Source organism: Tardiphaga robiniae (assembly GCF_013359755.1).
Classification (GTDB): domain Bacteria; phylum Pseudomonadota; class Alphaproteobacteria; order Rhizobiales; family Xanthobacteraceae; genus Tardiphaga; species Tardiphaga robiniae.
In genome coordinates this window covers 35,005-59,959 of sequence record NZ_JABMCJ010000082.1, presented here as the reverse complement: position 1 = coordinate 59,959, position 24,955 = coordinate 35,005, and the positions used below count along the sequence as shown (strand labels likewise).

Sequence of the window (24,955 nt, the reverse complement as noted above, 5' to 3'; positions counted from 1 at the left end):
CGCTTGAGGGGAGATTCGGTGCAGACGACACTGCTCGGCCTGGCAATTGCATTTATCCTGGCGCTGGTTGCTGCTCTGGTCGGGCCCTATTTTGTCGACTGGAATCAGTTCCGCCCGCAATTCGAGGCTGAAGCCACGCGCGTGGTCGGTGCGCCCGTTCGCGTCAGCGGCGGGCTGGAGGCGCGGCTGCTGCCGGCGCCGTCGTTGCGGCTGCAGTCAATCACGGTGGGCAGTCCCAACGATCTCGGCAGGATCCGTGCAGACAATCTCGATGTGGAATTCAGCCTGAGTTCGTTGATGCGCGGCGAATGGCGCGCGACAGAACTCACCATCGGCGGCGCTGCGGTCGATCTCGGCCTCAACGCGCAGGGGCGTATCGAACTTCCGGCTTCCACCGGGCCATTCAATCTTGGCGCGCTGGCGATTGATCGGCTGAATATCACCGGTCGCGTCGCGCTCCATGATGCGGCGAGCAAGAGCACGCTCGAACTCTACGACGTCGCCTTCAGCGGCGATGTTCGCTCATTGGCGGCCGGCGCCATGCGCGGTGATGGCAATTTCCTGTTGTCGGGCGCGCGCTATCCGTTCCGTTTGTCCTCCGGGCCGACCGGCGACGGCAACGGCACGCGCGTTCGTTTCACTGTCGACCCCGGCGAGAAGCCCTTGTCCGTCGATCTCGATGGCGTGCTCAACTTCGACAATCGCACGCCACGCTTCGACGGCGCACTAACTCTCGCAAGCCCGGCCGGCCTGAAGGCGAATGGCGCTGGCGATCGACTGTCAACGCCGTGGCGCGTCTTGGCCAAGGTCAAGGCCGATCCGGCCGTTGCGCATATGGAAGCGCTTGAAGCTAGCTATGGTGCGGAAGAGACCGCTTTGAGGTTCGCTGGTCTTGCTGACATGCGCTTTGGCACATCGCCACTGCTGCATGCGGTGCTGTCGGCCAAGCAACTGGATGCCGATCGCCTGCTCTCCAGGGATCAAGCGACCAACGATGCGGTGACGCCATTGCCGGCGTTGCGCAGACTGTTGTCGAGCATGCCGATGGCGCCCTTCGCGACACAGATCGAGATTGGCGTGGAGCAGATCATGCTCGGCGGAAAGCCTGTGCAGAATATCGGCGCTGACCTGCGTAGCGATGCAGCAACATGGACGGTCGATCGTCTCGAGTTTCGCGCGCCAGGCGCGACCCGCGTCACGTTGAGCGGCGGCGCAGCACAGCCAGGTGCATCGAGCGGCTTCAAGGGGGCGATCGCGGTCGAGTCGTCCGATCCGGATACGCTTGCTGCGTGGCTCAAGGGCCGAACAGACATCGGCTTGCGCAATCAGAAGCCGCTACGCATTCGCGGCAATATCACTTCGGCGTCCAATCGCTTGGCCATCGAGGCACTCAAGGCGGAGATCGACGGCGGTACGGTCGAAGGTCGTGCTGCATATTCGTATCCGTCTGCCGCTGGCGGCTCCCGCTTCGATGCCGACCTGAAGGCCGACCGGCTCGATCTCGACGCAGCGGTGGTTTTGATCCGGTCGCTTGGCGAGCCGCAGGCCGAGTGGCCAGATGCAGGGCAGGTGTCACTCGATATCGGCCGTGCTGTGTCAGCCGGGCAGGAGATGCGCCCGTTCGTGGCGCAACTGGCCTACAGCCCAAAGACGATCTCGGTCGATCGCTTCAAAGTCGGTGAAGCCACCGGCCTGATGCTCGACGGCCGCGCGTCGTTCGATCGCATGGAAGCCACGGGCGGACTGACACTCAACGCCACGTCCGCATCGATGAGTCAGATCAGCAACTTGCTCACGCCGCTAGCGCCGTCTGTTGCGGCGAGGCTCAGCGCCATGACCGCGACGCCCGGCGCGGTTCGAGTCAAACTGTCGCTCGATCTGGCAAAGGATCAACAACGCGCCGATCGCACAAATGCGCGCGCCGTATTCGATATCGATGCGGCGCAGGTGAAGGGGACGACGACGTTGACCGCATCTGCTCCCCTAGCGGCGATGCGTGGCGTCGACCTCAATGAGCTGTCGCGCAGCGATGTGACACTCGAGTCTAAATTGGTCGGGCAGGGCGGGCAACTTCTCGCATTGTTGGGCCTGAGTAACGTGATCGCCGCAAGCGACGCCGTTGTGAATTTCGAAGGATCGGCAAAAGGACAATGGCGCGCGCCGCTGCGCGTCACGGCAAAACTGTCCGGCGCGGATGTCGATGCCGATGTTCAGGGTAGTGCAGAACCTTGGGCGGGATCACCGAAAGCATCGCTCGCGGTTGCGATACGTCGCGCCAATCTGGCGCCGCTGGTCGCTCTCAAGCCGTCGGATGCGGCCGCGCAGAATGTCAGCCTGTCATCGCGGCTCACATTGAACGGCGACAAAGTTACGTTGGAGGATATCGACAGCACACTGGCTGGCTCACGCGTGCGCGGCCGTATTGCGCTGACGCTCGGTGCCGAGAAAGCCATCGATGGTCAGATCGGCATGGATGCGATCGAACTTGGACCGGCCTTTGGTCTCGCTGTGGGCACGAGAGGTCGCGACGCCACGGATCCGCTCGGGCATGGTGTGCTGCAGGGATGGCGCGGGCAGTTGGCCTTTCAGGCGCTGCGCGGGACATTGCCTGGCGGTGTTGAATTGCGTCCCATCAGTGGCACTGTGAAGAGTGATGGCCAGGCCCTGACGATCGATACGATCAAAGGGTCTGTCGGTGGCGGCGAGATCACGGCCGATGTCGATCTGAAGCCATCGATCAGCGGATATGCGCTCGGCGCCCGCGTGCAATTCGCCGGAATCGATGGCGCTGATTTGCGCTATCGTTCCCTGGCAATGCCCGCGGGCAAAACATCGCTGCGGATGACGCTGGCCAGTCAGGGGCGCAGTGCCTCGGCTCTGGAAGGCGCATTGTCCGGCAGTGGATTGCTGACGATCGACGGGGCGCGCATCAATGGCCTCGATCCACGTGCGTTCGACATTGCCATTCGCGCCAGCGATTCTGGGCAGGCCACGAATGACGTCAAGTTGCGTCAGATCGTCGATACCGCGATCGCCGCCGGTGCATTGTCCGTAACTTCGGTGCAGGTCCCGTTCAGTATCAAGGATAGCCGCCTGCGCGTTGGTGCGACGACGCTCGATGGCGAAGGAGGGCGTGCGATCGTGTCAGGAGGTTACGACATCGTTGCCGACCAGGTGGATATGCGCGCGACATTGACCGGCACGAGCGCGGGGACGTCGAGCGTTCGACCGGAAGTTCAGATCTTCGCGGTGGGAACGCCTGACAAGCTTGATCGCACGCTAGATGTGGCGGCGTTATCATCCTGGCTCGCAGTGCGCGCAATCGATCGCGAGACGCGCCGGCTTGATTCGCTTGAACGCGGTGAGTTGCCACCGGCGGCTGTGCCCGTTGCCGTTCCTCCGCCGTCCGCCTCGCTGCCCGTCGACACGCAGACGCCTGCGAGCGATCCACCGACAGCCTCTGCGCCCTCCGATGTGCTTCTTCCCGGTCGCGATCCGCGCCGTCTTGCACCGAAGGCTGCTACGCCTCGTCCTGCGACACCGCCTGTTGCAAGTCAGCAGGTTGCGCCGCTGCCAGCACCCATTGAAGTTCGTCCGGCACCCGGTGCTGCGCGCGCACCAAGGCCGAGGCCCGCGCCTCCGCTAGTACTGACACCGCCGACCGCGAGTTCAGCGCGGCCGACGTTCTGACGATGACTCAGCAAACACGACCGACGGCGAAGCGATTCGCTGAAGGTCGGCTGTGTTTACGCCGAGAGATTGTGCTCCGGCATCCGCTGTTGCGGAACGGCACGTGTACGGAAGTAATCGAGCACGAACAGCCGAATCGCGGACGACAAATTGCCCTGCTGACGGTTTGTGTCGATCTCACCAACCAGCTCGGAAAGCGTCATGTCGCGAAGATTCGAAATCTCCTTCATGCCGTTCCAGAATGCCTCTTCGAGACTCACGCTGGTCTTGTGACCCGCAACAACGATCGATCTCTTAACTACGGGCGATTTCATGATGCGTCCTCGCCATCGATGTGATGCTGATCCAGCACGTTGTTCGCACGGACTGTGCGCTGCTCCTGCAATGTTCGTTCTGACTTAGTTCGTCCGAAGCGCGCACGGTTTATATCGGCTTGTTTTGCCGATTCCTCTCGTGCAGTGCGCTTCTTGAAGCGATTGAGATTGATCAGGTCACCCATGATCGCTCCTGTCTTTAAAAAATGATGGGGTGGGAAACGTCGTCTTCACCATCCAGTAGTTGTACGAGACGAGGGTGAATTCGGTTTCGGTATCCATCCTAAAATATTCTCCGTAGTTCCAAACAAGCTCCGCAGAAAAATGAAGTCATCTACGAAGCGTAACCAGATCACCTTCTGCTGTATCACAAGGAAAAACGCGTCTGATATGCGACCATTCTAACCATTTAGCAGATATGAATTATAACTATTTCCTTCTGGAGTTATTCTCAACAAGCTGTGAGCAAATATTCTTGCTTACCCAGGATGTATCATTTTGGCCGGCTGAACAAGAAGATCGAACTCTGCTGCACTAACAAAACCGAGCCGCAGCGCTTCCTCCTTCAATGTCGTTCCGTTTGCATGAGCAACCTTAGCTACTTTCGCCGCGTTATCGTAACCGATTTTTGGTGCGAGTGCAGTCACGAGCATCAGTGATCGTTCCATCAACTCATGAATTCGTTTTTCATCGGCGCGAATGCCGTTGATGCAGTGCTCTGTGAAGGATCGCGCAACGTCTGCCATCAATTGAATGGATTGCATCATGCAATGGGCCATCACCGGCTTGTAGACATTGAGCTCGAAGTGACCCTGACTGCCGGCCACCGTAATTGCCGTGTGGTTACCGAATACCTGACAGCATACCATTGTCATTGCTTCACATTGTGTCGGATTTACCTTTCCAGGCATGATCGATGAGCCAGGCTCGTTCTCCGGAAGTATCAATTCGCCAAGTCCGGAACGCGGGCCAGATCCGAGCAATCGGATGTCGTTTGCAATCTTAAATAGACTGGTTGCAACTGAGTTGATCGCACCGTGTGCAAACACATAGGCGTCGTTTGATGCGAGTGCTTCGAATTTGTTCGGTGCAGTGATGAAAGGCAGCTTGGTAATTGTTGCTGCGTGCTTCGCGAACAACTTCGCAAAACGAGGCTTGGAGTTGAGGCCGGTCCCGACTGCAGTTCCACCTTGGGCGAGCGGGTAGAGATCCTTCACGACGCTTCGTAGGCGTTTGATGCCGCTTTCGATCTGTGCGGCATAGCCTGAAAACTCCTGCCCGAGCGTGAGCGGCGTCGCGTCTTGTGTATGCGTACGTCCGATCTTCACGATCTTTGCGAAGGCTTTTTCCTTCTTGCGCAACGCAGCATGTAGTTCGCTTAGTGCGGGGATGAGGTACTCAACAATACCCTGCGTTGCCGCAATGTGCATCGCAGTCGGAAACGAATCGTTGGACGATTGACTCATGTTGACATGGTCATTGGGATGCACTGGCTTCTTCGCGCCGCGTTCACCGCCAAGAAGCTCGTTCGCACGATTGGCAATGACCTCGTTGAGATTCATGTTGGTCTGCGTGCCGGAGCCGGTTTGCCAGACGACCAGTGGGAAGTGATCATCCAGCTTCCCATCGATGACTTCGCGCGCTGCGCTCACAATGGCTTTTGCAAGCTTGGGCTCGAGAAGTTTGAGTTCGCGATTGGTTTCGGCCGCTGCCAGCTTGACGATGCCGAGCGCGCGAATGATCGGCATCGGCATGCGATCGTGACCGATCTTGAAATTCTGTCGCGACCGTTCCGTTTGCGCTCCCCAATAGCGATCCGCTGCGACCTCGATCGGACCGAAGCTGTCGGTTTCGGTGCGGGTGGTGGCGGAGGTCTTCGAGGATTTGGCCATGGGTACGGTCCTTGCGATGCCGCGCTCCCTGCAGAGACTTCTGGCGGGTGCGGCGCATAAGAATGGGGCCGCGCGAACGCGGCCCCGGCACCTTACAACGTCTTGCGATTATTTTTTCCGGAAGCGGTCTAAACGGACGACTTCTGCACCTTCGCCCGATTTTGGCGGTTCTTCCTCTGAAGCAGGCGCGGGCGGAGCCGGAGGGGCGGCGAGAGCAGATGCCGCAGTGGCTGCGGACGACGCGCCGGCAGCCGGGGTCTCTACAGCGGTTTCGGTTTCGAACTGCAGGCCGAACTGTACCGAGGGATCGTAGAAACTCTTGATGGCGTTGAACGGCACGACTAGGCGCTCGGGGATGCCGTTAAAGGACAGGCCGACCTCGAAGCGATCTTCGGTGACCACGAGATCCCAGAACTGATGCTGCAGGATCACCGTCATTTCCTCTGGATACTGGGCCAGCAGGCGCGGCGACAGTTTGACGCCGTCGGCCGTTGAAACGAAGGTGATAAAGAAGTGGTGCTCGCCCGGCAGGCCATGCTCGGCAGCGTCGATCAGCACGCGCCGCAGAACGCCACGAAGGGCGTCGCGCGCCAGCACATCGTATCGAATATGATCGGTTGCCATCGGTCGGTCCCGTCGCTTGTCTTGGTCATGGCCATATATGGAGTGAGGGCGAGGCCGGAGGCCGACTCGCGTCACATACTGTTCTATCCATTCTATCCCGGTCTTGACCCGAGGTCAGCAGCCGGAAAAGCTGGCGCCCTCTATATATGACGCAAATTGGACGCGATACAGCCGGGCGGTCATTTCAACCGCCGATTGGCGTGGAAACAGGCAAAAATCAATTGGCCCGATGGGCGGATGGCCCTAGTTCTGGACCATGCGTCCAAGTTCACCACAGGCTGACGCCCCCATTGCGGAACTCGCGTCGGCATCGCCGCCGGGACTGCTGACGCTATTCCTCGCCTTTGCAAAGATGTCCCTGGCCGGTTTCGGTGGCGTTCTGGTTTGGGCGCGCCGGGCGATCGTCGAGCAGCACGGCTGGATGACGCCCGAGGAATTCAATGAGACTTTCGCGCTTTGCCATTTCTTGCCGGGGCCGAATATCGTCAATCTGTCGGTGGTATTCGGGGCGCGGTTTCGCGGTGTGCCTGGCGCCATTGCAGCCTTTGCGGGATTGCTGGGGCCGCCCGTGGTCATCGTGACCATTCTGGCGATTCTGTATGCACGCTTTGGAGACATTGAGGCGCTGCGGCGCACGCTGGCCGGCGTCTCATGCGCTGCCGTTGGACTGCTGTTCGCGGTGATTTTCCGAATGATGCTGCCTCTTCTGAAGAAGCGTGAGCCGGTCAGCTTGGCGCTCCTGATCGCCGTTTTCGTCGCGGTCGGCGTGATGCGATGGCCATTGCCGACCGTCCTTTTGGTATCGATTCCCGTCAGTATCGGCCTGACCATGTTGATGCGACGGCGGGCGGCAGCATGAACGATGCCACTCCCGGATCGCTTGTCACGCTGGCCTGGTCGTTCGGGCTGATGTCGCTTTTTGCCGTGGGCGGCGCCAATTCGGCCATTCCCGAAATTCATCGGCTCGCGGTCGATGTCAACCACTGGATGTCCGACAAGCAGTTCGCGGATGTGTTTGCGATCTCGCAGCTGTCGCCGGGGCCGAACGTTCTCATTGTGACGCTGATCGGCTATCAGGTCGCCGGCATCCTCGGTGCGATGGTTGCAACACTCGCCATGTGCGGGCCGACGGCCGTGTTTGCTTATTTTGTCAGCCAATTGCTTGCGCGGTCGGGCCACGCGCAATGGCCGGGAATCGTACAGGCCGCGCTGGTCCCCTTATCGATAGGTCTCATGAGCGCGAGCGGGCTGGTTCTGCTGTTCGCTTCCGACACCACCTGGACGGCGTTTCTGGTAACGGGGAGCGCCGCCGTTTTGGCGTTTGCCACGCGGCTTAACCCGCTATGGTTGTTAGTTGCCGGGGGCCTTCTTGGTTTCGCTGGCGTTCTCTGACGAAAATCGCTAGCAAGCTTGACCACGGAGCCGTTGGGCGGTCTCCGAACGATGTTGTTTGGGCTAAATGCTCGTGACAGGGGAACGTACCAATGAGTGATGCGCCGAGCCATGCGCCGGAGAAATCCATCTTACCGAGCTGGGTCAAAGGCCCTCAAGACTTTATCGGCGGCCTTGCTTTGGTGGCGATTGCTGCATTTGCTCTGTGGGCATCCAGCGATCTGCAGGGCATGCATGGCTTTTCGTTCGGAGCAGGTACCGCGCCGCGGATGTTCGGCATTCTGCTGCTGGGTCTTGGTGCAGCCGTAACCGTTGTCGGCATTTTCACAGAGGGCCCCGGGCTCTCCAAGTTCCACTGGCGCGGTCCGTTTTTTGTGGCGCTGGCCATTCTGGTTTTCGCGGTCGGCATTCGTCCGATGGGCATGATCTTCGCGGCGATGTCGAGTTTTCTGATTGCTGCGCTCGGCACGCCCGAGACGCGCTGGAAAGAAACGATCATCGTTGGCGCCTGCCTCACGGGCTTCTGCGCCTTGCTGTTCCCGTATGCGCTTGGTCTGCCGTTGCAGATGTGGCCGACATTTCTGATCCGCTAAGAACGAGGGCGTCATGGGTGATCTTTTTTCGAATCTCGGTCTTGGCTTCAGCACCGTCTTCCAGTTCGTGCAGTGGACGCCGGCGTTCCTCGGCGGAATGTCGATCCCGCTTCCGATCAATATTCTGCTCTGTCTGATCGGTGCGCTGGTCGGTACGCTGGTCGGCGTTCTGCCGGGCATCGGTACCATTGCCACCGTGGCGATGTTGCTGCCGATCACGTTCGGTCTGCCGCCAGTCGGCGCGCTGATCATGCTCGCCGGCATCTATTACGGTGCGCAATATGGCGGTTCGACCACGTCGATCCTGGTCAATATTCCGGGTGAAGCGGGTTCTGTCGTAACTGCGCTCGACGGCTTCCAGATGGCGAAGCAGGGCCGTGCCGGTCCGGCGCTCGCGATTGCAGCAATCGGCTCGTTCTTTGCGGGTTGCGTTGCGACGGTCCTTATCGCTGTGCTCGGCGCGCCGCTCACCAAGCTCGCGCTTGCGTTCGGTCCTGCAGAATACTTCTCGCTCATGGTGCTCGGCCTGATCTTTGCCGTGGTGCTTGCCAAGGGCTCGGTGCTGAAGGCGATCGCGATGATCGTATTCGGTCTGCTGCTGTCCATGGTTGGCTCGGACATCGAGACCGGTGCGTCGCGCATGTCGTTCAACATCCCTGAACTCGCTGACGGCCTAGGCTTCGCTACGGTCGCCATGGGTCTGTTCGGCTTTGCGGAAATCATCCGCAACCTGGATGCGGGCGGCGAGGAAGATCGCCAGCTCGTGCAGCAGAAGGTCACGGGCCTGATGCCGACCAAGAAGGATTTGAAGGACTCTGCGCCGGCAATTCTGCGCGGCACGGTGCTCGGCTCCATTCTCGGCATTCTGCCGGGCGGCGGCGCGGTCATCGCATCCTTCGCGGCCTATACGCTTGAGAAGAAGCTGTCGAAGGATCCGAAGCGTTTCGGTCGCGGAGCGATCGAAGGCGTTGCGGCGCCGGAAAGCGCCAACAACGCTGCAGCGCAAACCTCGTTCATCCCGCTGCTCACCCTCGGCATTCCGCCGAACGCGGTGATGGCGCTGATGGTCGGCGCGATGACCATCCATGGCATCGTGCCGGGCCCGCAGGTGATGCAGAAGCAGCCGGAACTCGTCTGGGGCATGATCGCCTCGATGTGGATCGGAAACCTGATGCTGCTCGTCATCAACCTGCCGATGGTCGGCATCTGGGTTCGGCTGCTTCGTGTGCCGTATCGCCTGATGTTCCCGTCGATCGTGGTGTTCTGCAGCATCGGCATCTATTCGGTGAACAACGCACCGATGGACGTGGTGCTCGCAGGCGTGTTCGGTTTGCTCGGCTACTGGTTGATCAAGCATGACTTTGAACCGGCGCCGCTGCTGCTCGGCATGGTGCTTGGTCCGCTGATGGAAGAGAACCTGCGTCGTGCGCTGTTGATCTCGCGCGGCGATGCGACGGTGTTTTTCACCCGTCCGTTGTCGGCCACCCTGATGGCAATCTCGGCGTTCCTGCTGATCCTCGCTGTGCTTCCCGCACTGCGAAAGAAACGCGACGAAGTCTTCGTCGAATCCGAGAGCTGACGAATCTCTCCACGCATCTGCGTCGTTACGCCACGGCCCGAAGTCGAATAGACTTCGGGCCTTTGCTTGTATTCAGTCCCGCGACTGTCGTTATTTTCGCGGCAAAAACATTTTCGGAGGAAACCAAATGAAGCTGTTCAATCGCAGAGTTGCGATCAGTGGCCTGGCGGCCGTCGCCGGCTTCGGCGCACTGGCAACCACTGTTCAGGCGCAGGAATACCCGACGCGCAACATCACCATGATCGTGCCGTTCGCGGCCGGTGGCCCCACCGACGTCATCGCGCGCATCGTCGCTGCCGATATGTCGAAGACGCTCGGCCAGCAGATCATCATCGAGAACGTCGTCGGCGCTGGCGGCACGACTGGCGCGACGCGTGCAGCGCGCGCGGCCAATGACGGCTACACGATCATCACCGGCCACATGGGCACCCATGCTGCGGCGGTGCCGCTGTATCCGAAGCTCGCTTATCACCCCGAGAAGGATTTCGAGCCCGTCGCGCTGCTGGCCGGCACGCCGATTCTGATCCTGGCGAAGAAGGATTTCGCGCCGAAGGATCTCAAGGAATTCGTCACCTATGTGAAGGCCAACAGCGACAAGTTGAACATGGCCCATGCCGGCGTCGGTTCTGTGTCGTATTCGTCCTGCGAGTTGCTGAGCTCGGTTCTGGATATCAAGCCGACCGGTGTGCCGTTCAATGGCACTGGTCCGGCGATGAACGCGCTGGTCGGTGGTCAGGTCGACTATATGTGCGACCAGATCGTCAACGCGGTTCCGCAGATCAAGGGTGGCACCATCAAGGCCTATGCCATCGCGACGCCCGATCGTAACCCATCGCTGCCGGACGTCCCGACCACCATCGAAGCCGGTCTGCCGAAGTATCAGGCCTCGGCCTGGAACGCGATCTTCGCACCCAAGGGCACGCCTGCCGCGATCACTGCCAAGCTGAACGCCGCGGCCGCCAAGGCGCTGGACGACGAGAACGTCAAGAAGCGTCTGCTCGATCTCGGCTCGGACATTCCGAAGCCGGAAGCCCGCACCCAGGCTGCGCTTGGCTCGCTGGTGAAGAGCGAAGTCGAAAAGTGGTCGGCGGTATTGAAGCCGGCGATGTGATCGGAACCGGGTAACCGGTTGATTCCAATGGCTGGATCCCAACGGATCCAGCCATTGCCGTTTGCGGGGCGGGGATACACTTTTTCGGGTATAATCCGGGAATCGGCGTGTCCGACCACCGGCCGAGGCGATAAGTTCGCCCGCTCACAAGCCCGCAAGATCGACCATGAACCAGTATCACGACCTGCTAGAGCGAATCCTGAGTGACGGTGCCGAGAAGCACGACCGCACCGGCACAGGCACGCTGTCGGTGTTCGGCCATCAGATGCGCTTCAAGCTCAGTGATGGCTTCCCCGTCCTGACCACCAAGAAGCTGTCGCTCAAGGCGATCATCCACGAGCTGCTGTGGTTTTTGGCAGGCGATACCAATATCAAATATCTCAAGGACCACGGCGTCTCGATCTGGGATGAATGGGCGGACGCCAATGGCGATCTCGGTCCGGTCTATGGATCGCAGTGGCGCTCGTGGCCTACGGCGGACGGACGCACGATCGATCAGATCGCCAATGTCATCGACATGATCAAGCGCAATCCGGACTCGCGCCGGCTGATCGTGACGGCGTGGAATCCCGCCGAGATCGACAAGATGGCGCTGCCGCCGTGTCACTGCCTGTTCCAGTTCTACGTCGCCAACGGCAAGCTGTCCTGCCAGCTCTATCAGCGCTCGGCAGATGTTTTCTTGGGCGTGCCGAGGTTTTCCGGCATAGCACCTCGATCAGTGAATGTATATCATTGATTCTTATAGTGAATTCTGAAGGTTGATCATCGTAGCGCTATGATAAAGGAATGATCGTTAGGCCGCCATCTAGTTCCAGAACATTGACCGAGATGTTCTTCAACCGATGGCTTACGTAGGCTAATCGAATCACTTTTTGCGTGTAGTCAAGAAGTTCATCACCCGCGCGGCAGGTCAAGCTGGCGCTTCGAGCGGGGATATCTTCCAGCCAGAGTTCTTTGTCTAACTGTCGCGGTGTATGAAGGCTGAAGTCGTGATCGAGAACGGCCTTTGCCTTCGAGAAGCGCAAAGCGTGACGCCTTGAACTCCGACGCTGTGACCGAAATCAGGGACGGCGTCGGACGACATCAAGGGCGGCGATAAATATCCCAGATCCACGAGGCGCAGCGCATGCCATTGCGACATCCCGAATATCAATACCTTGATCTCCTCGCGGACGTTCTCGAACGAGGCGACCAGCGCATAGATCGCACCGGTGTCGGCACAAAGGCGCTGTTCGGTGCGATGTTTCGGTTCGACCTGTCGAATGGCACAGTGCCGATTCTCACGACGAAGCGGGTTTATTGGAAGCTTGCGGTCAAAGAGATGCTTTGGTTCTTGACGGGGAAAACAAATATTCAAGCCCTGTTGAAGGAGGGTGTCAAAATCTGGTCTGACTGGCCGCTGGCGCACTATCGGAAAGAAACCGGTGAACCAATAAGCCAGGCTGATTTCGAAAAGCGCATTGTCGAAGACGATGCCTTCGCGACGCGATGGGGGGATCTTGGCCCGGTCTATGGCAAACAATGGCGCCGCTGGCTTGGGGCGGATGGTCAAGAGCACGATCAGATCGCGCAACTCGTACAGACCCTCCGAACAAATCCGGCCAGCCGACGGATGCTGTTTCACGCGTGGAATCCGCCCGAACTTGGGACGATGGCGTTGCCGCCCTGCCACATGGTCTATCAGTACCACGTGACGAGTGATGGCCGGTTGAACTGTCTCCTCTATCAGAGATCCTGTGATTTGCTGCTGGGCGCGGCCTTCAACTATACCGGGGCTTCGGCTCTACAATTAATGCTTGCGCAACAAGCGGACCTAGTTCCCGGGGAGCTTATCTGGGTGGGAGGCGACGTCCATCTTTACCTCAATCACCTTGAGCAGGCGCGCGAGCAAATCTCGCGCATTCCGCGTGCATTCCCAACTATGAAGCTCACACGTCGTCCCGATAGCATCGATGGCTACAAGATCACGGACTTCGAAGTAGATGGCTACAATCCACATGCTGCAATCAACGCAGAGGTCGCAGTTTAGCGCGCTCGTTCCTAAAAGAGCTCATCCGAGCGGATGAGGAGCGCGCGTGACGACTTGTTGAGCAATCTCCCAAAGGCTCATGGCTAACATGCGACAATTGGCTTTCGCCGCGAGATAGGCTCCGCTAGGTCGCGACATAAAATGGCACATCCATCCAGCGGTCGTGGATTGCGTTCGCGCGCATAGACCGCATGAGCGGCCGTAAATAGATGGGCTCCGGAGCGATCTTCGCCCGTGGTCTGTCACCCCTCTAAGCCGTTGCACTCTGCTCTATTCGATTGGTTTCGACGGGCGGATCAGAACAGCGCGCACTCCGCGATGGTCACCGCTCGCACTCATTCGGAGGAGCCTCCCGCGTCTTATGGCTCACCTGCTGCCAAGAATACACTGCGGCCCCGTCGGAACCGTAATTCTCGCTTTGAAATTTTAGTCGTCGGCGGCTGTTCAGTCTTAGCCGGTTACGTCGCTGGATATCCGTTGAAGGCGCTCCAAGAAGTGAAGCCCCTGGCCGAGCATAGCCGGCCGGCGTCAGTCCATTCAGGCTGCGATGCGCGCCAGTCCCTAGCTGCGTGAGTGGTCCCGATCACAAAATGTTACACGCCTCGCCACGTTACAGACTTGGGCGGGATAGCGATGCGTAACACGGCGGAACGAGCCCTCTCGAGTTTGAGGAGCGAGTCCTTCTAACTACACATCGAGTCCTTCAACAGAAGAATTCGATGCAAAAAATCTCGATGTGTAGTTCGAAAGCGCAGGTCGCGCTTGACGATCACGAACCGCGAGTGAAAGAGCGCTCGCAGAAAATAACGCGATTGATATCGACATAGGAACGTGAATGAATGTTCGAAAATAATGTGGCGTCCGATAGTGCGTTGATCGTTGCGTTGGGCTGGGATGAGTTCCGAGAATGTAATGAGATGCGATCTACCCTCGGTGATGGTTACGATCAGGACGTGTAGAAAGTTGCGGACATGCGTGATCGCAAGATGTTCACGGACCGGTTGCGTCAGATGCTCGACCAACAGCGAGCTTCGAGAAGTCCCGAGGACGATAGACACGCGTTGGTCGATCGGGGGCGGGCGCATACCGACTCTGCCGCCGCTTCCGGGCCGTTCGCGACTGCTCGCGCTGGAACGATTAACCGCGCCCAGTTAGAGGCACTGCTCGGGGGCGCAGGCGAAATCGCGGAGGTGGGCTTGAGAGAGATTCTCAGGCGTTATGAAGAGCGGGCGCGGGCGATAGATAAGAAGTAGACGGCGAAAGGAAGGGCATGCTCGACTGGGTAAAAATTGCTGACCGGTTACGCGACCTCCTCGACCGCGATCGAGAATCAGGCAGCCTTCCCGTGAGCAAGCTCGGAATGATCAGTCGGCGCCACTACGCCAAGGTCCTGTCTGTCCCCCTCACTTCGTTGATCCGGAACTGCGCCGATGTTTTCAATGAATACGAGCGCTATGGAGCCGCATTGATCGATCGGGTGCGCGAGCGTCTCGAGCGGGACGCTGCTTCTTCTTCAATTGTTGTCGGGCGAACAACCGGACTGATCAATCGCGGCCACTACGCGAAGCTTGTAGGTATCACTAGAAAGACCTTGAGTGTCAGATGCGGAGATGTCTTTGCGCCCTACGAAGCGAATTTTAGCCTGCTTGTCGATAAATTACGCAGTATCCTTCATCGAGACGAAGCCGAAGGAAGGATCATCACATACAAAGAAGGGAGGATAGATCAACGGCATTACGCTCGAGAGATCGGCGTTACCAAGTCTTGGTGGAAGGGGCATTGCAGAGAGGTTGTCGCGGAGTTTCAAGGTCGCCTCGTGTCTCCCGCAAAACGACTGCGCGCCTTACTCGATCGCGACATCAATTCGGGAGAAATTCAGACAAGCCTCGACGGGATGATCAATAGGTCACATTATGCGGCACTTCTTGGTATCTCTACGACTTCAATCACTCGCCAGTGCAACGCAGTTCTCGTTGAGTACGATGCCGTCCTGGGTAAAGTTCCGGACCGACTACGCTCGATACTCGAGAGAGACCGAAACGCGGGAGAAATTGTTAAAAGCCGCACGAGCCTAGTCAATCGGGCGCACTACGCTAAGGTCCTTGGCGTCTCTCTCTCATTTGTGATGAATCGATGCCGCGCCATCTTTTCTGAGTACGAAGCCGATTGGGAGAGCGTGGAAAATAAACTTCGAGGTCTTATCGAGCGCGATTCCGCGGCCGGTACGCTCGTCGCGAGCCGTCGTGGGTTGATCAGTCGCACCCATTACGCGAAGCTGATCGGAGTCTCACAATCTCTGTTAGGAAACTCCTACAGGGAGATTTTCGCTGAGTACGAGACAAAATACGCGATCTCGACGGGAGGCATGTCGAAGATCGGAGCGATACGGGAGTATCTCGAAGAAGCGTACACGTCCGGCTCGCTTGGATACCGCAATGGGAAAGTCGATCGCAAGACTTGCATGGAGGCGATGGGATATAAGGACGGTGGCAGCATTTATCGCACGCCAGAAATTGTCGGGATTTTCGCAAGCTACGATCTCAGGGCGCGTTTGGAAGCATACATTCCACTAGATAAACGGTTCGCTCTCGAGAAGGTGGAGACATGGCTGCGCAAGCCAGTGCTCAAGAAAGATCTCCGCACGATCAACAAGAAGAGGCTGTTAGCGGACACCGGCATCGAACCTCGCCTTCTTGATGAGCCGAAGATTGCAGATGCGATTTCTTCTCGCGAGGCGAAAGTGCTTGCGAAGGCGCAAACGAGCATGAGTGACCCGTTTCTGCAGGGTCGCGTGTTCCCCTTCGGAAAACTTCGGGCTCTCTGGTCCGGGACGTTCATTGATCGGATCGGGTCGCGGTTCAAGATCGCAATGTCCGGCTTGGCCGCGCCAAAGATTCCATACCTGGCCCTGTATGACGCGTTGAAGTGGATTGGCCGAGATGCCAGCCCGATATGCAAAGCGGTCGTGGCAGACGCGAAAGCTAATGGCAGGATCACAAACGAGCCCAACTGGGTGCAAGCCCTCAGTTACTTTCGCGAGCATCTCGTAGGCGAAGCGGGTGGAAATCCATCGGCAAGAAATAACGTCATGACCCGGATTAAGGCGCTGCGGACGGCCTTGAATGCGATGCAAGCGGGGGGCGTGACACCGAAGCTTGAGAAGCGTCTGCGCAACATAAGTATGCGAGGAGGGCGCAGTGGCAGGCACCTACGGAGTGTCGCGGAGCTGACGCCGGCTTGTTCGGAGGGCGTGCAGGAGGGTTATTTGCAGTTCGCGAGGGCGCGGTTCGACCAGGCGTGCATATTGGTCAAGAGTGACATGCAAAAAAATGAACGTGATGATTTCATTCGAGGGCTTGGTGCCGAGCTGGCGCGCCAGATACGCTTGCCGGACACCGCTTCAGAAGCGGTGCTGGTAATCTTGAACAACCGCATATCCGCGTTGATCGATCGAGCGATTTTGTCCATCGAGGAGGCTCGCTCAAGATGGGCACAAGGCCAGAAACTTCTTGCCGAGGCGGACATCGAACCTCTGGACTTCGAGAGGAAGTATTTTGCGCAGCAGGTGAGTAAAGAAGGGAGGTGTGCTCGGGATGAACTGGTGCGAAAATACTTTCCTTATCCTCGCGATAGCGGTGCCGCCGCCCGCAAACGCAGCATGGCTAATCTATTTAAGCTGGTACGAGATCGCCTGGGCGGTGCGCTTCCATCGATTAATGATCCGATAGTCGGATATGGGTACTTCTTCCGGTCTCGAATTAGCGAGCTGGGCGGTCTGGAAGAGCTTGATGGAATTCTGACACCAAGTCTCGATGCTTGCGGCGCGATCCTTACGCTCTACTTGGCTGAAAGCGGGGCAAACGTAAGCGTCGGGCGTACTCTCGATCGTGCTTGTGTTCAACCGAGCGATCTAGACGATCATTCTCGCATTACGGGGCATAAAGCGCGCGCCAAGGGGAAGCCGATCTTCTTCGATCATCCTAAAGAGAGCGCGGTGGTGGTGGCGCTCGAATGGATGAAGGAGGTATCGCAACCATACGCATCATCGGCCGGTAGTGATCAGGATCGCCTGTTCGTCGTTCGGTGTGGCGGGAGAATTCAGCTGATGCCCGCGGATTGGTACACCGCCTGGTTCAAACGCTTCTCAGACGAGACGCCAGGATTGGAGGGATTGGAATTCGTTCCAAGAATGATCCGCCCAAGCGTATTGCTGCGCGCCGCCCTCTCAAATGATGGCCGCCTGCAGGTTGGCCTCGCTATTGCGCAGCATGGGATTGGCGAGGCGAAAGGCTATCAGAACAAATGGCCAACAAGACTTTTATATGATGACGGCGTTCGTCGATTCCAGAATGATCTCGAAACGGTGATCGTTCGAGGAATTCCCGAAGCTGCGCATCGACTTGGCGTTTCTGAAAATGAGATGCGCGCACGTCTCGATCAGGTGGCGTCTACGGGATTGGGAACATTCTGCCTCAACCTTAAGAATGCGAGAGGGCCAAGGGATCGTTTGTGCCAAACGATGAGTTGCTGGGATTGTTGCCCACATATGTTGATTATTGCCGAGACGGAGGCGATTGCGACACTGCAGCTTTGGCAGGAATCGCTGCGAGCGGCCGCGGCGGAGTGGGAGCGCGATCGTCCCGAGCGGTGGGAGAAAGTCTGGTTGCCGTGGCTATGTCTCGTTGATGTTGTCCAAGAGAAGATGAGTCGGGGGCCGTTGCATAAAATATGGAAGGCCGCGATGCACCGAGTAACCGAACTCAGGCAATCGGCCAATTTTGTGGCTCATACGCCATGGTAGAAATAAACCCGATTTTAGATCCTGCCATTGAGCGGACTGAGCGGCGCACTCTTGGTAGCGCAGAGTTTGACGAAGCTCGGCGCGCAACGTGGCTGCAAAGTCCTTATTCCGCTGATACATGGCAAGTCGCCGATACGGACGATGCTCGTAATGTGGAAACGATTCGCTTCGATTATCTCCTGGCGGACGGGCGCTCCCTCGTTGAGGCGCCTCGATTATATGCGACTGTTAAGGAATATGCGTGGTTCATCAGAGACCCGCGTTTCGGAGAAGTGGATAAGGCGAAAACGCACGCTTCCTTAGTGCGGCATTTGATGCATATCGCTCATGCTTTGACACTCCGTGGTCTCGACTCCTTCAAATATCTCGTCGAGTATGATTTTGAGTTGCTGACGGAAGCCTGCCGCTACGGCGTGGATTCTATCCTCGATGCGCCGAAGCGTGTTGAGGCCTATCTCGCGGCGCTTGCAGAGTCGGGCAATTCACCGCCGTGCAATGTCCGTCTGTCGGGAAAACTCAGGGACTACTCGACGAAGAAGATCGTTGCGGCATGTAACCTCCCTGAGGTGGCCAGTCATTCCAGTCAAGTTAGTTGGCTCATAATGAGGGCCGAGGGCGACGCGGGTTTCAGAGACTGCAGCGATCTGCCTGCCGAGATGCCGCCGTTCAAGAACCTCACCGTTGGCGGATTGTACCGCTGGCTCGGTGTGATGGAGGGGCTCTGGGGCATGCGAAGGGCGGTCCAGGCGGAGGTGTCTAACACTAAGCCTTTCGAAGCTGGTGCCGTCCGTGTCGCGATGATCAAAGGTGTTCCCAGCGAAGTCACACCCGTTCCGCCGTCGCACCTTGCTCTCCACCTATTTGAGCAATCCGTCAGCTGGGTGTTTACACGCTCGGAGGCGCTTCTTGCCGCTATCGAAATCCGAGATCGCTCGAAACTCCGTGCAGATGTCGTCAATATGGCTACAGCGTGCTGGATCGTGATTGCTGCGTTCTCGGCTCGTCGCGATCGAGAGATCGACGAGCTGACCGTCGATTGCTTGGCCGGCGACGATGCTGGGGGCTGGTGGCTTTTCGTCTACATTGAGAAGACATTGGAACGAAAAGACTGGATCCCGATCCCCAATGTCGTGGCGCGAGCCGTCGAAGTGCAAAAGGCGATCAGCGCCGGAGCGCGTCGGCAAGGGGGAAATGAGGAGATTTTCCAGTGGCTCGACGACCGCAATAGGGTCACCAAGCTGGACGTGGGCGAACGGCTTGATGCTTTTGCCGACATCGTTGGCGTTCCGCTTCACACTCCTCATAATGAACCATCGAGGAAATGGCATTGGGTACCACGGCAAATGCGCCGGTTCTTCGCCGTCCTGTACTTCTACCGCTTCGACGGAGCCACCATCGAGGTTCTCGCCCATCAACTAAGGCATTTCAGCCTTGAGACCGCCCGTGGGTATGTGACCCAAGACACAGAGGTAACGCAAATCTGGCGGGAGGCGGAGATACAGTATCGGAGCGACTTTTGCCGATCCGTCGTCACGGGAAGTCGTGCCATCGGGGGGAAAATGGGTGAGAGGATCAAACGGGCCGCCAGACATATCACCGATCAACTCCGTCGAAAAATGCAGGTCGTCACGCCGAACCATGCGGCCTCGCGCCTGTCGGCCTTCATGGAACGCGAATTACTCGTTCTGTCACCGCTGCCGTGGGTCACTTGCTCCTGTCCGTTGACAAACGATGCTGCAAGAAAAGCTGTTTGCCGCGAAGGAGAGGTCGATCTTTCAGGCGTTAAGGGACCGGACCGGACGAGGCAGGGGCCGTTGACCTGTCATAGCTGTGTGTTCTCGATTATCGAGGGAAACCGTGCGCCTTATGTTGCTGCTCAAGTCAGCCATCTTGAACGGACTGTAGAGGCGGGTTGTGGCAGGTCGACGTTGTTCGGTGATCTTGAGCGTATGAACCTCGTCACCCTCAAAAGCGCCTACGAGGAGATTTACTCGACGGCCGAGCCATTGGAGCCGGTGTTTGCGGTTAGGGACATCCAATGAGACCAGGATCTGGTAGCACTATTGTTGATCTTTTTGCTCGGCCGGGAAAAGACACGCTAGGCGTCGCCGATCGTATCCAACGACGGAAGGTGGTGTTGCTTCAATGGCTTGACGACGGAATTCCGATGGGAAAGCGATACAGCGTTCCTAGAAGTCTTCGTGCTGCGCGCGAATGGGACGATCCCGAAATCGGGATATTTAGAATCTCGTCGCCAAACGACTTCACGCAAACCCATTCGGTGTTCGGCGAAGGCGTCAGGGAAATCGCCCGACTTATGAACGCGATTGCTAAGCGTTACGGGCAACCGAAGCGTCCCATGAAGCCGTCATCGCCGCCATCGAAATTCAATAAATCTCATTTCGAGCAGAAAATCGCAAGCATCGCGTCGCAATGGCATATGGAACGCTATGCACGATTGAATGAGCAGAGGCGCGCAGATGCCGCCGATCAGCAGTCGCGGATACTTCGAGAGGAGAACGCTGACCTTAGAAGGAAGCTTTCCATCTATCAGGGGCCGACGATCGTATCATGAGATACCGCGAAATTGAGAATATCTGGACGGTAGATGTCAGCGCGTTGTCAAATGCGGACCGTGGTCGAGTGTTTTATGAGCGTGCGAAGCAGATCGCCGAGGAGGCGCTGACCGATCCGACGGCGCGGAGCGTTGCGGTCGTGGGCTCTCGACTGCGCCGCAAGTATCTAGCGTCGAAAATTGGAAGCGGAACGTCTGTGATGAACCAGAACCCGAGGATCAAACGTCTTCTCGCTTCGATCGACGAGGACCTATTAAGCGAAGCCCAAAGAGGGGGCCCGGAAGATGATGGGGTGAACTCCGGGGAGGACTTCAAAGTGTCGGAGTTGGTGGGGAGGCTTCGAGACCTCAGGGAGAAGCTGAGGTTGAAGACTGCGGAAGTTTCCAAATTGCGCCGACAGGTACGGCAGCATTCTTTGAAGTCCTAGTCAGCGATTGATCCGCCGTGGTCAAGGTTCAGTCAAAGAACGACTTGGGTTCAATCGTGAAGACGGATGCAACCTGCGTGATTGCCGGACGATCCTACAATGGTCTACCAACGCTTGTATGGGCGGAAGGCATCGATGAGGCTGCATCGGACTGGTTGCGACACATTGTCATTAGGACCGGTGCGGCTCTCTCTAGCGCCTATGAGTATGCCAAGATCCTGCGTCCGTTTCTTCGGTTTTGTCGAGTCCACGGACGTCCTTGGGACGGTGTAGACGACGAATTTCTCGTGCTGTGGCGAGAGAAGATGCGTCGCACTGATGGTATCGACGCAAAACGTATTAATACGGTGTTGATCATCGTGTTCGCGTTCTATCGCTGGGCGGAGGAGACTGGCAGACTGCGATTTCATGTAGGGATCTACGATGCTGAGTTGCTGCCTCACTACGTCCAGCTTCGCAATTTTCCGATTACGGCCGAGAAGATCTTCAGTAAGGGAAAGCGCGGGAGGGTCATCACGTCCTGGACGACGCCTCTTACGATGAGCGTGAGTCAGTCGAGCCAGGGCAAGCGACATACACCTAACGATCATGAAGCTATGAGAATACACGAAGTTGCCGCTGATCGCGAGTTCGGCGAACGCGACACTCTGATGTATTCGTGGGCTGAGGAAGTCGGCACGCGCAGGGCGGAGATCTTGAGTCTCCGCAAAAAAGACCTACCGAAACAGGCCGACGTCATGCGTGACAACGATGGCCATGTTAAGTGGCCGATTAAGGTCGTTCGCAAGGGCGGCGCGACCTGGACGGTCCTGGCGCCGACCGACCTTGTGCTTGCAACATGGGATTGGATCTTCCTTGGGCGCGCAGACATGGTCGAGAGATGTCGCAAGTCAATTCTGGGATATCAGGAGCCACAGGAAATCTTCATCTCAAGTAGAACGGGAATGCCGCTAGACGAGGACAGCCTCACAACTCTCGCCAAGAGGGATTTTGCCGTGGCAAATGTCGAGAAGGCTAGTTTGCATCGCTTGCGGGCGAAGTATTGCGTCGAGCAGATTCAAACGCTCGTAGACTCTTTGTTCGAAGGGGGCCTAAAAGTTGGAGCGACCTCTTCATGGGTTGAGACCATATTGACAATTGTTGCCGAGCGAATGGGACACATGAGTCCGATGTCCCTCAGGCCTTATCTCAACCAGGTTCTTGATCGCAAGATTCGCACAGCTGAGGCGTCGCTGGCACAATCGATGAAGAGCAGCATCCGAATTCTGAACAATCGTAGGAAGATCTTGCGACGGACCGTTGATCTAAATCTGCATCTAAGAGACATCGCTGAAAGTATCGATCGTGGCGATGCCAAGAAGACATCTCAATTAATACGCCAGCTTCAGGTAGAGGTCGACGAATTCAATGGATTGCCAGAAATGGCTTGATCTACGTCGCACATTTGTAAGGCAAGAGATCGTCCTATTTGTCTCGCCCCGGAAGTGCACGAGGTTCAACGGGGGGACGGAGGTGTTGCATGTCACTATCCATTGCCTGAGCGTCGGACATTAGTCGTACGTCGTTATTTTCTTCAAAGAAGAACCGATGCTGACTTGGCGATGCGGACCTTCCACGGCGTAGCGTTCGACGTCAGGAACAAGGGGCGATCCGTACAAGTGGCAGGTCGGTTCTCACCGATAGCCGACCGGTGGGGATGAAGATCGTCGCGGCGCTTAGTCACGTTAGATCTTCCCGGTCAATCCAACTCGATAGGAATTCGCGAACACCCCGGTGTCTTGATCGCTGCCGTTCTTGTAAGTTATGCGCCAGTCAATTCCGGACAGAAGATAGGATAATTGCGCAACGCTGATCGTGACAACGCCGTCTGCAAGGGACGGCCACAGGAAGTGGCCGCGCTCCAGTCGCTTCGTGAACAGGCACGCGCCTTGACCATCATGCCAAATAATCTTGATCAGGTCGCCGCGACGGCCCCTAAAAACGTAGAGATCACCAATATGAGGATCGCGCTTCAAACCCTCCTGCACGAGACGTGCGAGGCTGGGGAATCCGCGCCGCATGTCGGTATGACCCGTCGCAAGCCAAACCCGCACATTGCCAGGTATCGCAATCATCGACGTTCCAGCACGTCGAGAACCCGCGCCAATGCATCCGCGTCGACTTGCGCATCCACCCGGACGCGTCCCCGGCTGCCAAAATCAATCTCGATCAATCCAGTGCGGGCGACCGGCACCGGCCGCACCCGCCTGTCGGCCTCCGGCACAACCTTGGCGGCTTGCTCGCCCGTTTCCGCGGTGGCAATCTGCACCGGCGCAAAATAAGGCCCGACTTTCTCGACCGTTCGAGCCTGCCGTCGCCAGGTGAACACCACGCTCGCCGCAATCCCGTTGCGGCGCGCCACCTCAGTCACCTTCGCGCCCGGCGCCAGCGTCTCTTCGATGATCCGAATCTTGTCGTCATGCGACCAGCGTCGCCGCCGCTCGACCCCGCCTAAAACCTCAACCCGCATCGCCTGATGACCTTAAAGCTAGACTTAAGGTCACATGCTTCGCGAGATATCCCGTTCAAACAAGGCGGTCCTCGTCGGACGCGTACGGATCTCCTGCTGTTCCTCAACTTGCACCGCGGCCGGAGCGTCGAGAGCCGAGCGGCTCTACCAGTAAAATGGAGAAACCAGCGGCCATCGTTGTCGTTCTAAGGTGAGCGCTAACAGAAACTATTGCTCAGAGGCCTCGTGCTTCGGGAACTCCAGTGCAAGCCATGCGCTGGCTGCCGATGGCGTTGCATGACCATGCGAGCGGAGGATTGAGACGATGTCTATCGCTGAGATCACGACGATCGGATGCTGGTCCTCCTTGATCTCGCGATAGGCTTGGCTATCAAGGTGACTTGTGGTCACTAGAATTCCGAACTGCCGGTGGCGCAACCGGGAGATCAATCGGGACATCTCCCGGACTCCGACCGCGTTTCCGAATGCGTAGCACTTCGCCTCCAAGGCGAAATCCACGAGGACCGCGCTCGCCCCGCTGCCGATGTTGAACTTTCCGGTCGCGTCCCGTCCGCCGTCCCGCGACGCCCGGGTCACGTCGATGCTGACAATGTCGGGCATCATCATCTTCGCCAGGGCGGCAGCGCAGTGTTCGAAATTGTGCGGGCGGTCGATAAAATATGAGTGGATCCTCGCCACCATGTCGCGATCGGCGGGAGCGGACGGCTGCTGTTCAAACTTCGAGCGGTGTTCGATCGAGGGTAGCGACCGCAGGGGCCGGTACCGTCCGGAAAGGATCCAGTCGCGCCAAACGATGGGCGCTGTGGCATGGACCTGTGTGCCCGCTGCCAGCTCGTTCAACCAAGCACGTGAAATTTCCGGAATGTCGAGAATTGTGAACCTCGCGCGATAGTTCTGGAAGCGCAGGCCAGCGTTCGTCCGCCAGACGGCCACTAGGTCTTCGTAACTCTGCATGTCCGGGGATCCGGGGACCGCTAATCCGAGGAACCGCACGTCCCGCCATTCGCCTGTCTTGGCGAACACGAAGATCGGCGGAACTTTGCTCCGATCCGCCGATCCGGAGTGGGCGGACTCGAAGAACCTGCGCAGCAGATCGTTCCCAAAGCGACGTGTATCGTGCAGGGCATGTCCCGGACGTTTGTTGTCGCCGAAATATACGAAGGTGCCCGACTGGCGGTCGAGCGTGTCAGGCCAGTCGGGGTCGTTCATCGACGAAACGAGGGCCACCAGATCGAGCGAATCCAAGCTGCCTCGATATCTGAAGCCTCCCTGGTTCGACACCTTCAGAAGGTGGGAAATCGGATCGTCCGCGGAGTTGCCCCTCCGGTCCCCTTGGTAGACCGCATCGACGATGAGATCGGCGGTCCTGAGCTGGCTGAGGCTGAATGTTTTGCCGGCGGACATCGGTGGCATCCTGA

Annotated in this window: 20 protein-coding genes and 1 pseudogene; 13 read left to right on the top strand and 8 right to left on the bottom strand. The window is 58.0% G+C overall.

Annotated elements, in window-relative coordinates; translation table 11 throughout:
- Positions 1–18: 18 nt before the first annotated feature.
- A complete protein-coding gene (locus HP556_RS12170) occupies positions 19–3,690 on the top strand; it encodes an AsmA family protein (RefSeq protein WP_175367165.1) in 3,672 nt (1,223 codons plus the stop codon).
- 56 nt (positions 3,691–3,746) lie between these two features.
- Here HP556_RS12170 and HP556_RS12165 read toward each other — a convergent pair whose 3' ends face one another.
- The 4 genes from HP556_RS12165 to HP556_RS12150 all read right to left on the bottom strand — a co-directional run bounded on the left by HP556_RS12165 (position 3,747) and on the right by HP556_RS12150 (position 6,520).
- On the bottom strand, positions 3,747–4,004 hold the full coding sequence (locus HP556_RS12165) for a ribbon-helix-helix domain-containing protein (RefSeq protein ID WP_068734045.1): 258 nt from the start codon (positions 4,002–4,004) through the stop codon (positions 3,747–3,749).
- The gene (locus HP556_RS12160; RefSeq protein WP_068734044.1) at positions 4,001–4,189 is read right to left on the bottom strand and encodes a DUF4169 family protein; all 189 of its coding nucleotides are present in this window, start codon (positions 4,187–4,189) and stop codon (positions 4,001–4,003) included. The genes HP556_RS12165 and HP556_RS12160 overlap by 4 nt, the downstream gene beginning before the upstream one ends.
- A 294-nt stretch (positions 4,190–4,483) precedes the next feature.
- Positions 4,484–5,896 (bottom strand): class II fumarate hydratase, encoded by a 1,413-nt coding sequence (gene fumC / locus HP556_RS12155; RefSeq protein ID WP_175367164.1) that lies wholly within the window; start codon positions 5,894–5,896, stop codon positions 4,484–4,486.
- A 108-nt stretch (positions 5,897–6,004) separates the two neighbouring features.
- Positions 6,005–6,520 carry an SspB family protein gene (locus HP556_RS12150; RefSeq protein WP_089268256.1) on the bottom strand — a complete coding sequence of 172 codons (516 nt, stop codon included), beginning with the start codon at positions 6,518–6,520 and terminating at the stop codon, positions 6,005–6,007.
- Between the two features lie 256 nt (positions 6,521–6,776).
- Here HP556_RS12150 and HP556_RS12145 point away from each other — a divergent pair, with 256 nt between their 5' ends.
- The 6 genes and pseudogenes from HP556_RS12145 to HP556_RS12120 all read left to right on the top strand — a co-directional run.
- Entirely contained in the window at positions 6,777–7,379 is a 603-nt protein-coding gene (locus HP556_RS12145; RefSeq protein WP_089268257.1) for a chromate transporter, read from the top strand.
- Positions 7,376–7,912, top strand: coding sequence for a chromate transporter (locus HP556_RS12140; RefSeq protein WP_120289067.1), 537 nt, complete (start codon positions 7,376–7,378; stop codon positions 7,910–7,912). Before HP556_RS12145 ends, HP556_RS12140 begins: the two co-directional genes overlap by 4 nt.
- 92 nt (positions 7,913–8,004) lie before the next feature.
- The gene (locus HP556_RS12135) at positions 8,005–8,505 is read left to right on the top strand and encodes a tripartite tricarboxylate transporter TctB family protein (RefSeq protein ID WP_089268259.1); all 501 of its coding nucleotides are present in this window, start codon (positions 8,005–8,007) and stop codon (positions 8,503–8,505) included.
- A gap of 13 nt (positions 8,506–8,518) precedes the next feature.
- The gene (locus tag HP556_RS12130) at positions 8,519–10,084 is read left to right on the top strand and encodes a tripartite tricarboxylate transporter permease (RefSeq protein WP_170849787.1); all 1,566 of its coding nucleotides are present in this window, start codon (positions 8,519–8,521) and stop codon (positions 10,082–10,084) included.
- Positions 10,085–10,211: 127 nt separating this feature from the next.
- Complete coding sequence (locus tag HP556_RS12125) at positions 10,212–11,195, top strand: tripartite tricarboxylate transporter substrate-binding protein (protein WP_089268260.1); 984 nt, start codon at positions 10,212–10,214, stop codon at positions 11,193–11,195.
- A gap of 166 nt (positions 11,196–11,361) precedes the next feature.
- Positions 11,362–11,886 (top strand): annotated as a pseudogene (locus HP556_RS12120) (thymidylate synthase); the annotation flags it as partial.
- A gap of 82 nt (positions 11,887–11,968) precedes the next feature.
- On the opposite strand, the gene HP556_RS12115 reads toward HP556_RS12120, so the two are convergent.
- Positions 11,969–12,220, bottom strand: coding sequence for a hypothetical protein (locus HP556_RS12115; protein WP_175367162.1), 252 nt, complete (start codon positions 12,218–12,220; stop codon positions 11,969–11,971).
- A 101-nt stretch (positions 12,221–12,321) separates the two neighbouring features.
- Between HP556_RS12115 and thyA the strand changes: the two genes are divergently transcribed.
- The 6 genes from thyA to HP556_RS12085 all read left to right on the top strand — a co-directional run bounded on the left by thyA (position 12,322) and on the right by HP556_RS12085 (position 22,458).
- Positions 12,322–13,224 carry a thymidylate synthase gene (gene thyA, locus HP556_RS12110; RefSeq protein ID WP_210269162.1) on the top strand — a complete coding sequence of 301 codons (903 nt, stop codon included), beginning with the start codon at positions 12,322–12,324 and terminating at the stop codon, positions 13,222–13,224.
- Between the two features lie 1,270 nt (positions 13,225–14,494).
- Positions 14,495–18,025: a hypothetical protein gene (locus HP556_RS12105; RefSeq protein ID WP_175367161.1), complete on the top strand. Its 3,531-nt coding sequence runs from the start codon at positions 14,495–14,497 to the stop codon at positions 18,023–18,025.
- Positions 18,019–20,067 (top strand): hypothetical protein, encoded by a 2,049-nt coding sequence (locus tag HP556_RS12100; RefSeq protein WP_175367160.1) that lies wholly within the window; start codon positions 18,019–18,021, stop codon positions 20,065–20,067. Before HP556_RS12105 ends, HP556_RS12100 begins: the two co-directional genes overlap by 7 nt.
- On the top strand, positions 20,064–20,600 hold the full coding sequence (locus tag HP556_RS12095) for a hypothetical protein (RefSeq protein ID WP_175367159.1): 537 nt from the start codon (positions 20,064–20,066) through the stop codon (positions 20,598–20,600). The genes HP556_RS12100 and HP556_RS12095 overlap by 4 nt, the downstream gene beginning before the upstream one ends.
- Positions 20,597–21,028 (top strand): hypothetical protein, encoded by a 432-nt coding sequence (locus HP556_RS12090; RefSeq protein ID WP_175367158.1) that lies wholly within the window; start codon positions 20,597–20,599, stop codon positions 21,026–21,028. The genes HP556_RS12095 and HP556_RS12090 overlap by 4 nt, the downstream gene beginning before the upstream one ends.
- A 56-nt stretch (positions 21,029–21,084) precedes the next feature.
- On the top strand, positions 21,085–22,458 hold the full coding sequence (locus HP556_RS12085) for a site-specific integrase (RefSeq protein ID WP_175367157.1): 1,374 nt from the start codon (positions 21,085–21,087) through the stop codon (positions 22,456–22,458).
- A gap of 294 nt (positions 22,459–22,752) precedes the next feature.
- On the opposite strand, the gene tnpB is transcribed toward HP556_RS12085, so the two are convergent.
- The 3 genes from tnpB to HP556_RS12070 form a co-directional block, all read right to left on the bottom strand.
- The gene (gene tnpB / locus HP556_RS12080) at positions 22,753–23,142 is read right to left on the bottom strand and encodes an IS66 family insertion sequence element accessory protein TnpB (protein WP_175367156.1); all 390 of its coding nucleotides are present in this window, start codon (positions 23,140–23,142) and stop codon (positions 22,753–22,755) included.
- A complete protein-coding gene (gene tnpA, locus HP556_RS12075) occupies positions 23,139–23,537 on the bottom strand; it encodes an IS66-like element accessory protein TnpA (RefSeq protein ID WP_175367155.1) in 399 nt (132 codons plus the stop codon). Before tnpA ends, tnpB begins: the two co-directional genes overlap by 4 nt.
- A 207-nt stretch (positions 23,538–23,744) precedes the next feature.
- Entirely contained in the window at positions 23,745–24,941 is a 1,197-nt protein-coding gene (locus tag HP556_RS12070; RefSeq protein ID WP_175367154.1) for a restriction endonuclease, read from the bottom strand.
- Positions 24,942–24,955 lie beyond the last annotated feature (14 nt).